The 12813-nt window shown below is 71.5% G+C and carries 9 protein-coding genes and 1 riboswitch; of the genes, 2 read left to right on the top strand and 7 right to left on the bottom strand.

Features of this window, described 5'->3' with window-relative positions; genetic code table 11:
* Positions 1-51: 51 nt before the first annotated feature.
* Positions 52-1512: an MFS transporter gene (locus tag ACZ6BB_RS06750; RefSeq protein WP_471614241.1), complete on the bottom strand. Its 1461-nt coding sequence runs from the start codon at positions 1510-1512 to the stop codon at positions 52-54.
* 69 nt (positions 1513-1581) lie between these two features.
* Positions 1582-2964: a DUF445 domain-containing protein gene (locus tag ACZ6BB_RS06745; protein ID WP_471614240.1), complete on the bottom strand. Its 1383-nt coding sequence runs from the start codon at positions 2962-2964 to the stop codon at positions 1582-1584.
* 249 nt (positions 2965-3213) lie between these two features.
* Between ACZ6BB_RS06745 and ACZ6BB_RS06740 the strand changes: the two genes are divergently transcribed.
* Positions 3214-4569 carry an SGNH/GDSL hydrolase family protein gene (locus tag ACZ6BB_RS06740; protein WP_471614239.1) on the top strand — a complete coding sequence of 452 codons (1356 nt, stop codon included), beginning with the start codon at positions 3214-3216 and terminating at the stop codon, positions 4567-4569.
* A gap of 101 nt (positions 4570-4670) precedes the next feature.
* Here the strand turns inward: ACZ6BB_RS06740 and ACZ6BB_RS06735 are convergent, their stop codons facing one another.
* Genes ACZ6BB_RS06735 through ACZ6BB_RS06720 form a run of 4 tightly spaced genes read right to left on the bottom strand, consistent with a single transcriptional unit; the run spans position 4671 to position 8248 of the window.
* Positions 4671-5522, bottom strand: a complete 852-nt coding sequence (locus ACZ6BB_RS06735) for a DUF1707 SHOCT-like domain-containing protein (RefSeq protein WP_471614238.1) — start codon at positions 5520-5522, stop codon at positions 4671-4673.
* Positions 5523-5555: 33 nt separating this feature from the next.
* Positions 5556-6551 (bottom strand): ABC transporter ATP-binding protein, encoded by a 996-nt coding sequence (locus ACZ6BB_RS06730; protein WP_471614708.1) that lies wholly within the window; start codon positions 6549-6551, stop codon positions 5556-5558.
* Positions 6552-6573: 22 nt separating this feature from the next.
* Positions 6574-7455, bottom strand: coding sequence for an ABC transporter permease (locus ACZ6BB_RS06725; RefSeq protein ID WP_471614237.1), 882 nt, complete (start codon positions 7453-7455; stop codon positions 6574-6576).
* Positions 7448-8248 carry an ABC transporter permease gene (locus tag ACZ6BB_RS06720; protein WP_471614236.1) on the bottom strand — a complete coding sequence of 267 codons (801 nt, stop codon included), beginning with the start codon at positions 8246-8248 and terminating at the stop codon, positions 7448-7450. Before ACZ6BB_RS06720 ends, ACZ6BB_RS06725 begins: the two co-directional genes overlap by 8 nt.
* Positions 8249-9626: 1378 nt before the next feature.
* Between ACZ6BB_RS06720 and ACZ6BB_RS06715 the strand changes: the two genes are divergently transcribed.
* On the top strand, positions 9627-12269 hold the full coding sequence (locus tag ACZ6BB_RS06715; protein ID WP_471614707.1) for a transglycosylase domain-containing protein: 2643 nt from the start codon (positions 9627-9629) through the stop codon (positions 12267-12269).
* Between the two features lie 10 nt (positions 12270-12279).
* On the opposite strand, the gene ACZ6BB_RS06710 is transcribed toward ACZ6BB_RS06715, so the two are convergent.
* On the bottom strand, positions 12280-12600 hold the full coding sequence (locus ACZ6BB_RS06710; RefSeq protein ID WP_471614235.1) for a DMT family transporter: 321 nt from the start codon (positions 12598-12600) through the stop codon (positions 12280-12282).
* A gap of 33 nt (positions 12601-12633) precedes the next feature.
* Positions 12634-12696: riboswitch (guanidine-III (ykkC-III) riboswitch) on the bottom strand.
* Positions 12697-12813 lie beyond the last annotated feature (117 nt).

The following is a 12813-nucleotide window of genomic DNA, read 5'->3' as shown; positions in this document are numbered from 1 at the left end:
CGAACGTCGCCGAACCGCCCGGCCCGGCACCCGGCCCGGCACCCGGCCCCTCTAGGCGGGGCTCCGCGCCGACAGCGGCTCCGCGATGTCCTCCAGCGAGCGCCGCTCCGCGCGTACCGCGAGGAAGGCCGCCACCAGGCCCGCCGCACACATCAGGCTCGCGCCGATCTGGAAGGCGAGGACGGTGTCGCCGGCGACCCCGGACTCGGTCAGCTCGGCGAAGATCAGCGGGCCGCTGATTCCGCCGGCGGCCGTGCCGAGGGCGTAGAAGAAGGCGATGGCCATCGCGCGGGTCTCCATGGGGAAGACCTCCGACACCGTCAGGTACGCGCTGGAGGCTCCGGCCGACGCGAAGAAGAGGACCACGCACCAGCAGGCCGTCAGGGTCACCTCGTCGAGCGAACCTCGGCCGAACAGCCAGGCGGTGCCGAAGAGCAGCAGACCCGAGAGCAGATACGTCGACGAGATCATGATCCTGCGGCCGACCGTGTCGAACAGCTTGCCGAGCAGCAGCGGGCCGAGCAGGTTGCCGGCGGCGATGACGGCGAAGTAGTAGCCGGTGTCCGAGGTCGGGACGTCGTAGAACGTGGTGAGGATCGCGCCGAAGCCGAAGGTGATCGCGTTGTAGAGGAACGCCTGGCCGATGAAGAGGGAGAAGCCGAGGACCGCGCGGCGGCGGTACTGGGAGAAGACCGTACGGGCGATCGTGCCGAAGCCGATGCTCTCGCGCTGATGGACGGTCATCTCCCGCTCGGCCGTGGGCAGCGGGCGTCCTTTCTCGGCCTCGATCCGCTCCTCCGCGTCCCGCACCAGCCGGTCGGCCTCCTGTTCCCTGCCGTGGATCAGCAGCCAGCGTGGGCTCTCGGGGACGTTCCGGCGGACCAGCAGGATCACCAGGCCGAGCACGACACCGAGGGCGAAGGTCAGCCGCCAGCCGACGTCGGCCGGGAAGATGTCGGTGTTCAGGGCGACGATCGACAGCAGCGAGCCGCCGATCGCGCCGAGCCAGAAACTGCCGTTGATGACGATGTCGACGCGGCCCCGGTACTTGGACGGGATCAGTTCGTCGATGGCGGAGTTGATGGCCGCGTACTCGCCGCCGATGCCGAAGCCGGTGAGGAAGCGGAAGAGGAAGAACCACCAGGTGGAGAAGGAGACGGCCGTCAGCGCGGTCGCCCCCAGGTAGACCAGCAGGGTCACCATGAACAGCTTCTTGCGGCCGAACCTGTCGGTCATCCGGCCGAAGAAGAGGGCGCCCGCGCAGGCGCCCGCCACGTACAGCGCGGCCGCGGTCCCGGTGACCTGCGCGGAGCTGATCGGCAGTCCGCTGCCCTCCTCGGAGAGCCGCCCCGCGATGTTTCCGACGACGGTCACTTCCAGACCGTCGAGGATCCACACGGTGCCGAGACCGATCACGATCGTCCAGTGCCAACGCGACCAGGGAAGACGGTCCAGGCGCGCCGGTACGGCGGTAGTGATCACACCTGGTGACTTCGAGTCTGTGACGGACATGGGCTGGGGCTCCCTCCACCTTGAGCGAACCCGGACCGGGTGCCCGCGCGAGCAGGGATCACGCCCGGCCTACGCCCCCAGCGCCCGCGACACCGTGTAGATCAACAGGCCCACCAGGGAGCCCACGACCGTGCCGTTGATCCGGATGAACTGCAGATCGCGGCCGATGTTGGCCTCGATCTTCTTCGTGGTGTGCTCGGCGTCCCAGCTCGCGACCGTCTCGGTGATCAGGGAGGTGATCTCCGCACGGTAGGTGGTCACGACGTGCACCGCCGCCCCCTCGATCCACTTGTCGAGCTTGTCCTGCGCGCTCGGCTCGGTGGCCATCCGGGTGCCCAGCGACAGCAGGGAGGCGCGGACCCGCAGCCGCAGCTCGCTGCGCTCGTCCTCGGCCGCGGACACGATCATCGACCGTACGGCCGTCCAGGCGGAGGCGATGAGGTCCTGGACCTCGCCCCGGCCGAGCACCTCGCCCTTGAGCCGCTCCACGCGCGCTCGGGTGTCCGTGTCGGACTGGAGGTCGGTGGCGAAGTCGGTGAGGAAGCGGTCCAGTGCGCCGCGCGCCGGGTGGGTGGGCGAGTCGCGCATCTCGGTGGTGAAGCGCAGCAGTTCCTTGTAGACCCGCTCGCCGATGCGCCGGTCGACGAACCGGGGGGTCCAGCCGGGGGCGCCGCCCTCGACCGCGTCCATGACCTGCTCGTCATGGAGTATCAGCCAGTTCTGGGCACGGGCGCAGACCAGGTCCACGATCCGCCGGTGGCCGCCGTCCGTGACGATCTTTTCCAGCATCTTGCCGATGCCGGGCGCGATCTCCTGGGCGTTGGCCCGCCGGGTGATCGCCTCCCCGACGACGGCCTGCACGTCCGAGTCGCGCAGCACGGTCAGCGCGCCCCGCAGCGCGGTCGCCAGCTCGGCCGTCACCCGGTCGGCGTTCTGCGGTTCGGCGAGCCAGGCGCCGAGCCGGCTGCCGATGCCGACGGCCCGCAGCCGCTGCCGTACGACATCCTGGGAGAGGAAGTTCTCGCCGACGAACTCACCGAGCGAGACGCCCAGTTGGTCCTTCTTGGTGGGGATGATCGCGGTGTGCGGGATGGGCAGCCCGAGCGGGTGCCGGAACAGCGCGGTCACGGCGAACCAGTCCGCCATCGCACCCACCATGCCCGCCTCGGCGGCCGCGGCGACATAGCCGGCCCAGGCTCCCGCGCCCTCGTGCGAGGCCCACTTGGCCAGCACGTACACCACGGCCACGAAGAGCAGCAGCCCGGCGGCGATGAGCTTCATCTGCCGCACGCCGCGCTGTTTCTCCTCGTCGGCGGCGCTGAAGGTGGTCATGGTGCGGTGCGACGCACGCGACTGGGCGCCTGCTGCCGCGTCCGCCGGGTCCGCCGCGTTCCGGGCCTCCTCGGCCCGCTTCCGCGCCGGTCCGTCCTGTTCCGCTTCCGTACGGTCCATTCGCTCCACCCGTTCCTGTCCCCCGTACACATTGTCCGTTCTTCGACGCCTTCCCCGGCGCTGCGACTCTTGGTGACGTACTCCATAGGTCTATCGAGACCTACTCCTGGAACGAAACAGGAGTTCCCCGCGTCTGTCCGGGTGGGGGAACCGATGGGGGTTCTCGCAAGCAACCCCCATCCCATGCCGCATCATGGGGTGATCACATCGGAGCCTCGGGGCTCCACAGCCCGAGGAGTAACCCGCCGCATGACCAGGCATCACGGTGGGGGTGTCGGGGTGCCCCCCACGAGGCACCGCGCAGTTCTGGCGGCCATCGCCGCCCTGGTCGTGGCGATCTCGGCCGCGATATACATCGTCGTCGGCACCGACGACGGCACCCCCCGGCAGCAGACCTTCGCCCGCGCGCCCCACAACAGCGCCGCCCCCGCCTCCACCGGCGTCTGGGTCGGCGCCTGGGCCGCGTCGCCGAGCGGTTCGGAACCGGGCACCGAACAGGACGGCCTCGCCGGCCGCTCGGTGCGCAACGTGGTGCACACGGCCGCCGCCGGTACGAGTGCCCGCGTCACCCTGTCCAATCTCTACGGCCAGCAGCCGCTGACCATCACTCACGCCTCGCTCGCCGTGGCCGCGTCGGTGAACACCCCGGCCGCGGCCGCCGACACCATGCGCCGCCTCACCTTCGGCGGCAACCCGACGGTCGTCGTCCCGGCGGGTCGGCAGGTGGTGAGCGACGCAGTACGGGTGCCGATCCCGCACGACAGTGACGTACTGATCACCACCTACTCCCCCGTGCCCTCCGGCCCCGCGACCTACCACGCGCACGCCCGGCAGATCTCCTACACCGCCGAGGGCGACCTGACCGAGGACATCACCGGGGAGCGGTACACCGAGCAGTCCCCGTACTGGCGGTACATCACCGCCCTGGACGTGCTGAGCAACGAGTCCGACGGCACGGTCGTGGTCCTCGGCGACTCGCTCACCGACGGCGTCACCTCCACGGTCGGCGAGAACCGGCGCTGGACCGACGTCCTCGCCGGCCGCCTGCGCGCCGCCACCGGCTCCTCCGACGTGCCCCGCTACAGCGTCGTGAACGAGGGCATCAGCGGCAACCGGGTCCTGACCGACGGCTACGGCCGCCCCGCCGAGAACCCCAGCGGCCTCGCCCGCTTCCAGCGCGACGTCCTCGGACGGACGGGCGTCAAGGCCGTGGTCATCGACCTCGGCATCAACGACATCCTCAAGAACCCCGGCCGGGCCGACCCCGAGGCCGTCACCGCCGGACTCCGCAGTCTCGTCGACCGGGCCCACGCCCGCGGCCTCCGTGTCGTCGGCGCCACCCTGATGCCCTTCGAGGGCCACCGCGGCTACTCCGACCAGCGCGAATCCGTCCGCCAGGCCATCAACGCCACGATCCGCTCCGGCAGCGTCTTCGACACCTACGTCGACTTCGACAAGGCCCTGCGCGACCCCTACGCCCCCCGCCGCCTCCGCCCCGACTACGACTCGGGCGACCACCTCCACCCGAGCGACGAGGGCTACGCGCGGATGGCGGACGTCTTCGACCTGGCGAAGCTGAAGGGCGCGGCACCGGCGGAGCTGTAGCCGGAGCCGTAGCCGGGTCCGTGGGGTGAGGGTTCCCCGCGCGCCTTCAGGGGTGCGGGAACCGCGCGACCGGCCGCGGCGCGCCCGCGGCCGGACCCGGCCTACCGCTCCCGCCTCCGCCGCCGTTCCCGCTCCTCCTCGCGCCGCGAGCGCACCGCCTCCCTGATCTGGTCCATGGCCTCGCGATGCGCCTCGTGCATCTCGTGCGTGTGGTCGCGATGGGAGGCGTGCAGTTCGCGGCGGGCCCGTCGGCGTTCCAGCCGGTCCTGCCGCCGCGCCTCCTTCAACCGCTGCCGCTCCGCCTTCGGAATCTTCCGCTCCACCCCGACCCCGCCCCAGAACGCGAACCCGGTGATGATCACCCGCGGTGCGCCCGGCTCCCCGGGTACGCCCTCCTGGCCATGGTCGAAGCCGCCCATGATCCCGACGCCCCGGACGACGACCTCGACCCCGGGCGGCACGACCACGTTGATCCCGCCCATGATCGCCACACAGTTGATCGTGACCTCGCGGCTCGCGAAGTTCGCGTCCCGCAGGTCCAGTTCACCGCCGCCCCAGAACGCGAAGCAGTCGAACCGCTCGGGCACGGTCCACCGCCCCTTGCGCTCGAACCCGGACAACACCGCCACGCCCCACGTGGACGTCCCGTCGCCGCCGACGATCCGCTCGGGCCAACTCGCCTCCCCCGCCGGCCCCTTGACCAGCGACACGGACGGCGGCGACACGAGGGCCGGCGGTGCCACGGCCCCCGCGCCGGGCAGGTCACGGATGATCGGCGCCAACTCGCCGTACGTCCGCGCCTTGTACGTCGCGTCCAGCCGCTCCTCGAACTCCTCCATGTCGAGCCGCCCTTCCGCGAGGGCGTCCCGCAACTGCTCGGAGACTCGTTCACGATCGGCGTCGGAGGCACGAAGGTCCGCGGCGGCCGGAACATCCGGCAGGTCGTCCGTCATACGGATCAGCGTACGAGGAACCCCCGCGCCGGGCTATGACACGGCCTGCCCCGACTCCCCCACCCGCTCCGCCTGCTGCGCGTACATCCGGGCGATCACGGCTTCGATGTCCGGCTCCCGCACCGACAGGTCCACCAGCGGATACTCCGACGCGATCCGCGCCACCAGCGGGGCCGCCGACTCCGACGCCGGGAAGGCGAGCCACTGCCGCGGCCCCTCCACCCGGACGACCCGGGCGGGCTCGGCCTCGATCGGCGGCAGCTCGCGCTCCAGGTCGACGACGAGGGTCCGCTCGCTCTCGCCCACCTCGTGCAGCCCGGTCAGCGGCCCGTCGTACATCAGGCTCCCGTGGTCGATGACCATCACCCGGCGGCACAGCTGCTCGATGTCCTGGAGGTCGTGCGTGGTCAGCAGCACGGTCGTGCCCCGCTCGGTGTTGAGTTCCCGCAGGAACTCCCGGACCTTGGCCTTGCTGATGACGTCGAGCCCGATGGTCGGCTCGTCCAGGTACAGCACCTCGGGGTCGTGCAGCAGGGCCGCCGCGATGTCCCCGCGCATGCGCTGGCCGAGCGAGAGCTGCCGGACGGGAACGTCCAGCAGGTCGCCCAGTTCGAGGAGTTCGACACAGCGGTCGAGGTTCTCGCGGTAACGGGCGTCGGGGATGCGGTACATGCGGTGCATCAGCCGGTAGGAGTCCACGAGGGGGAGGTCCCACCACAGGGTCGTCCGCTGCCCGAACACCACGCCGATACGCCGGGCCAGCCGCGTCCGCTCGCGGGACGGGTCGATGCCGGCGACCCGCAGCCGGCCCCCGCTCGGGGTCAGGATGCCGGTGAGCATCTTGATCGTCGTCGACTTCCCCGCGCCGTTCGGCCCGATGTAGCCGACCATCTCGCCCCGCGCGACCGTGAAGGAGATCGAGTCGACCGCCCGCACCTCACGCCGCTCCCGTCGCAGGAACCCGGTCTTCCTGCGGACGTCGAAGACCTTCTCCACCCGGTCGAGTTCGATGAACGTGCTGTCCGTCACCTGTGCCGTCACGTCTGGCTCCCTAGCTCCCCGTACTCCGATACGAACGCAGCCCCGCCCGCCACGCGACCCCCGCCAGCGCGCAGCAGGCCACACCGACCAGCGGGGGCGCGAAGGCCAGCCAGGACGGCAGGTCGAGGGGGTAGGGGCGGCCCAGGACGTACAGTCCGGGCACCCAGTTGACGAAGGCGAGCGGCAGGACGAAGGTCACCCCGCGCAGCAGGTCCTTGGCGAAGAGGGCCGGTGGGTACTGCAGCAGGGTCGCGCCGCCGTACGTGAAGGCGTTCTGCACCTCGGAGGCGTCCTGGGCGACGAACTGGAAGGCCGCGCCCGCGACGAACACCGCCCCGAAGATCAGCCCGCCGCTGCCCACCATCAGCGGGATCATCAGCACCTTGGCCGGAGTCCAGGCGATGTCGAGCGTGGCCAGGGCGTAGCCGAGGACGAACAGGCCCTGGGTGATCCGGCCGAGGCGGCGCAGCGCGAACTTGTCGGCGGCGACCTGGGCGAGCACCGGCGCGGGGCGGACGAGCAGGGTGTCCAGCGTGCCGTCCCGGACCCGGCGGCCGAGCCGGTCCATCGAACCGATCATCAGATCCGCCAGGCCGAAGGCGACGGCGGAGGTGCCGTAGAGCAGGGCGATCTCGGGCAGGGTGAACCCGCCCAACTCGTCGACCTGCGAGAACATCAGCAGGATCGCGACGAAGTCGAAGGAGGTCGCCGCGAAGTTCCCGAACGTCGTCATCGCGAAGGACGCGCGGTAGGCCATCGTGGAGCGGATCCACATGGCGGCGATCATGCGGTAGGCGCGCAGCCCGTCGCGGACGCGGCCGTACGCGCCGTACTCGGCGAACGGGTTCTCCCGCTCGGCGCCCGCGACGGGGCGCTCGTCCACGTCAGCCACCCTGGACCACCACCTTCCGGGTCGCCGCCGACTGGACCAGTCGCCCGACCGCCAGCAGCACCGCCGCCCAGGCGAGCTGGAAGGCGTAGGTCCGCCAGGGGTCGGCCTCGCCCAGCAGGACGTCCGCCGGGGCCTGGAGCAGGGCGGACCAGGGCAGGGCGCGGGCGAGGTCGCCGAGCGCGCCGGGGAAGACGTTCAGAGGGAGGAGCATCCCGGAGAAGAAGACTCCGGTGAGCCAGGTGATCTGCATCGCTCCGGCGCCGTCGAGGAGCCAGAACGCCGACAGCGCGACGATGTACCGGATCGCGAAGCTGACGAGGGCGCCGAGGGCGACCGCGACGAGACACGCGAGCCAGGGCAGCGGGCCGTCGGGCAGGGCCAGGTCGAAGAAGAGGGCGCCGCACACCATGGGGACGACACCGCGTCCGAGCAGCTGGAACAGGGCCCGGCCCAGGTCGGCGGCGAGCCACCACAGCTGGAGGTCGACGGGCCGGTACAGGTCGACCGCGATGTCCCCGGTCCGGATCCGCTCGATCAGCTCCTCCTCGAAGCCGACGCTGCCCAGTACCATCACCGCGAACATGGCCTGGCCGACCCAGACATAGGTGAGGGCCTGGGCCTGGTCGTAGCCGCCGAGGTGGGGCTTCTCGTGCCAGAGGGCCAGATAGGTGTATGCGAGGATGAAGCCGAAGACGGTGTTGGTGAACACCCCCGCGGCGGTGGCCACCCGATATGTCGCGTACCGCCTGAAACCACCGGCGGCGACGGCGGCGTACAACCGCCCTGTGCCCACGAGGAAACCCCCATCCGCTGCGAAGAGTTAGGCGAAAGGCCGAGGCCTGGACCGATTCGGGCCGAAGCGAAGAAGCCTAGTCCGCGGCCGGAGGGGCCTGCCACGCATTTTCGGGGGCGGACGGTGGTGCTCGTGTGGTGTGCGGGGCACGTGCCGGGATCCGGGAACGGATCGAACGGAACGAGAGTCTTACTCAAGGGTGCAGAACCGGCCCGGAGCGGGCGCAAAGCGTACGAGTCCGTACGGAAATGAACGTACGACGCGGAAACAGGAGCACGGCAGCACGATGAGCGACGAGCCGCAGCCGAAGCGGAACGGCCCGGGCTGGACACCGAGAGACCCGGAGCGACGCACTCCGGGCACGACTCCGGGGTCCGGCGACACCGCCGCCAAGGGGAACGCCGACGGCCGACCCGGCCCGGCACCGGGCGACGGCCCGAACCCGACGCCGGACGGGACGCCCGCCACGGCCTCCCCGCGACGCCCCGACACGGCGTCCACCGGGCGCCCCGGCACACCGCCGTCCACCGAACGCCCGGGCACGCCTCCCGCCGGGGAGCGGGACGGGCGGTCCGGAGGGGCGGCCGGAGGCCGGTCCGGTGGAACGGCCGGCGGCCAGTCCGGTGGAACGGCCGGCGGCCAGTCCGGTGGGCGGGCCGGTGCGGGGACCGATGAGCGGGCGGACACGTCCGGCGGGCGGCCCGGTTCGGCGTCCGGCGGACAGTCGGGCGGGCAGTCCGGCGAGCGGTCCGGCGCGGGATTCGGCGGGCGGTCCGACCGGGAGCCCGGCACGGCGTCCGGCCGGCGGCCCGGCGCGGCGAGCGACGGGAAGTCCGGCGGGCAGTCCGGCTCGGCGTCCGGCGGGACGTCCGGCGGGCAGTCCGGCTCGGCGTCCGGCGGGAAGTCCGGTGGGCAGTCCGGCTCGGCAAGCGGTGGACTGGCCGGCCCGGCCGGGGAGCGGTCGGGTTCGGTGTCCGGCGGGCAGTCGGGGACGTCCGGCGGGCAGTCCGGTTCGGCGTCCGGCGGGCAGCCCGGTTCGGCGTCCGGCGGAAAGAGCGGCTCGGCTTCCGGTGGAGACTCCGGTGCCGTGAGCGGCGGCAAGCCCGGCGGGCAGTCCGGCGCGGCGTCCGGTCGGCAGGCCGGCGTACGGTCCGGCGGCGTTTCCGGCGCACAGGCCGGTGCGGGGTCCGGCGGCAGGACCGGCGCAGCGGCCGGCGGGAAGCCCGGTGCGCAGTCCGGTGCCGTTTCCGGCGCACAGGCAGGTGCGGCGTCCGGGGGGAAGACCGGCGTGGGGTCCGGCCGGGCTCCGGAGGGCAAGGCGGCGTCGTCCGCCGGGGGCCGTGACGGCGGGGCCGCCGACGCTCAGGGCCGTGACTCCGTGGGGCCCGGCGCCGCAGGCGCCGGCAGCCCCTCCGGAGTCCCGGACGCCAGGGCCGCCCGAGCCGCTCGGGCGGCCAGGGCCGCCGGCGCGAAGGCCGGCGGCACCGCCGCCGGTGCCGCGTCCGGCACCGCCGGGGAAGACACCCCCACCAGCACCCTGGCCATCACACCGGGCCGCAAGCCCGCGCCCGCACCGGCGGCCGCCCGGGCCGGGGGCGACACGCCGACCCAGGCCCTCGGCGTCATCTCGGCCCCGAAGGCCGCCGCCGCGGCACCCGCCGCCGCGCCCGAGGTCTCGCCCGCTTCCACGGCCGGGGGCGGCAAGGCCGAGAAGCCCAAGCGGCGCAAGCGCACCGGCTGGAGAAGGCTGTTCCCCACCTGGCGCATGGTGCTCGGCGCCTTCGTCATCGGCCTCATGCTGATCGTCGGCGCCTTCGTGCTGGGCTACAACATGGTCCACATCCCCAAGGCGAACGCGTTCGCGACCAAGCAGAGCAACGTGTACCTCTACGCGGACGGCTCCCAGATCGCCCGCGACGGCGAGGTCAACCGCGAGAACGTCCCGCTGTCGAAGGTCTCCAAGGCCGCCCAGCGCGCCGTACTGGCCGCCGAGGACCGCGACTTCTACTCCGAGCCGGCCATCGACCTCAAGGCCATGCTCCGCGCCGCCTGGAACACCGCGAGCGGCAAGGGCAAGCAGTCCGGCTCGACGATCACCCAGCAGTACGTGAAGAACTACTACCTGGCCCAGGACCAGACCGTCACCCGCAAGGCGAAGGAGTTCTTCATCTCGATCAAGCTGGACCGTGAGGTGACCAAGGACGAGATCCTGGAGGGCTACCTCAACACCAGCTTCTTCGGCCGCAACGCCTACGGCATCCAGGCCGCCGCCCAGGCGTACTACGGCGTGGACGCCGACGAGCTCACCGCCGAGCAGGGCGCCTACCTCGCCGCCCTGGTCAACGCGCCGAGCATGTACGACGTCGTCGCCCACCCCGAGAACAAGAAAGCGGCCGTCGCCCGCTGGAACTACGTCCTCGACGGCATGGTCAAGGAGGGCTGGCTCAAGCAGTCCCAGCGGACCGGCGCGAAGTTCCCGATGCCGAAGCAGGCCACCACCTCCTCCGCCTTCTCCGGACAGCGCGGCTACCTCGTCGAGGCCATCAAGTCGTACCTCATCGAGCACAAGATCATCGATGAGAAGGCGCTGGAGAACGGCGGTGGCTACCGCATCACCACCACCATCCAGCCCAAGATGCAGGACGCCTTCATCAAGGCCGTCGACGACCAGCTGATGGACAAGCTCGACAAGAAGAACCGCAAGGTCGACAACTACGTCCGCGCCGGCGGCGTCTCCATCGACCCGAAGACCGGCAAGGTCATCGCGATGTACGGCGGCATCGACTACACCAAGCAGTACGTGAACAACGCGACCCGCCGCGACTTCCAGGTCGGCTCCATCTTCAAGCCGATCGTGTTCACCGCCGCCGTGGAGAACGCCTCCAACAACCAGAACGGCCAGGCGATCACCCCGAACACGGTCTACGACGGCACCAACAAGCGCCCCGTGACGGGCTGGCCCGGCCCCGCGTACGCCCCCGAGAACGAGGACTACCACAACTACGGCAACATCACCGTCCGCCAGGCCACCGAGAGTTCCGTGAACTCGGTGTACGCGCAGATGGCCGTCGACATCGGCCCCGAGAAGGTCGAGAAGACCGCGATCGACCTCGGTGTCCCCAAGAACACCCCGGACATGAACCCGTACCCGTCCATCGCCCTGGGCACCGCCACCGCGAGCGTCCTCGACATGACGGAGGCGTACGCCACGCTCGCCAACCACGGCAAGCACGGCACGTACACGATGATCGAGAAGATCAGCAAGGACGGCCAGGCGGTCGACCTCCCCTCCACGGAGTCCACGCAGGCCGTCAGCCGCAAGGCCGCCGACACCACCACCTCCGTGCTGCGGAGCGTGGTCCAGAGCGGTACCGCCACCGCCGCGCAGGCCTCCGGCCACCCGGTCGCCGGCAAGACCGGTACCGCCGAGGAGGACAAGGCGGCCTGGTTCGCCGGCTACACCCCCGACCTCGCCACCGTCGTCTCCGTCATGGGCCAGGACCCCAAGACCGGCGCCCACAAGCCGCTGTACGGCGCGATGGGTCTGCAGCGCGTCAACGGCGGCGGGGCGCCCACGGAGATCTGGGCGCAGTTCACCAAGACCGCGCTCAAGGGCAAGAAGGTGAAGGACTTCGACCTCGACCTCCAGGTCGGCGCCGACGTCGTCTACACCCCGCCCAGCACCCCCGCCGACGAACCGGGCGCCACCGGTGACGAGGAGACCGGCGGCGCCACGGGCGACGAGGAGACCGGCGGACCGACGGACGACGACACCGGCGACGGCACCTCCACCGGCGGCACGCCCGCCACGGACGGCGGCACGACGTCCACGGGCGGCACGGCCACGGACGGAGGTACCACGTCCACCGGCGGCACCTCGACGGACGGCGGCGCCACGTCGACGGGCGGCGCCACGACCGACGGCGGCACGGGCTCCACCGGGGGCCCCACCACCGACGGCGGTACGACGGACGGCGGAGCCACCACGCAAGGCGACACCTCGGTGGGGCCGTTCGGTTGACCAGGGCTGCTCAGTGGCCGGAGGTGGCCTTCAACCCCACCACGGCCACGAGCAGCAGACACACGAAGAAGATCCGGGCGGCGGTGGCCGGCTCCCCCAGCCACACCATGCCGAACACCGCCGCCCCGGCCGCGCCGATCCCCACCCACACGCCGTACGCGGTACCGATGGGCAGCGTTCTGGCGGCGTAGGAGAGCAGCAGCATGCTGGCGACGATGCCGGCGCCGGTGAGGACGCTGGGCAGGAGCCGGGTGAAACCGTCGGTGTACTTCATCCCGATCGACCAGCCGACTTCCAGCAGTCCGGCGACGACCAGCAGAACCCAGGCCATGAGGCACCTCCGTGATCCATGAAGGGAATCGGGGGTGCGTCGTCTTTGCGAGTCCCGGTACGGCGCGTCTCGTCGGGTTCTCCAAAGGTAGCAAACACAGGTGTGGGGGGGGGGGGGGGAGAGGTGTCGGGGGCCCACAACCGTGGGGGGGGGGAGTGTGGGGGGACAGGGCATGGGGGATTCTTGGACCCCTGACCAGGTTCTTGGTCCAGG

This window comes from Streptomyces sp. NPDC041108 (assembly GCF_055592645.1).
The sequence above is the reverse complement of the archived record's forward strand: the minus strand, read 5'-3'. Positions and strand labels throughout refer to the sequence as shown.

Coding starts and splice junctions, on each gene's coding strand:
- ACZ6BB_RS06745 (WP_471614240.1), bottom strand. CDS start 2,964: ATGGACCGTACGGAAGCGGAACAGGACGGACCGGCGCGGAAGCGGGCC.
- ACZ6BB_RS06735 (WP_471614238.1), bottom strand. CDS start 5,522: ATGACGGACGACCTGCCGGATGTTCCGGCCGCCGCGGACCTTCGTGCC.
- ACZ6BB_RS06740 (WP_471614239.1), top strand. CDS start 3,214: ATGACCAGGCATCACGGTGGGGGTGTCGGGGTGCCCCCCACGAGGCAC.
- ACZ6BB_RS06710 (WP_471614235.1), bottom strand. CDS start 12,600: ATGGCCTGGGTTCTGCTGGTCGTCGCCGGACTGCTGGAAGTCGGCTGG.
- ACZ6BB_RS06750 (WP_471614241.1), bottom strand. CDS start 1,512: ATGTCCGTCACAGACTCGAAGTCACCAGGTGTGATCACTACCGCCGTA.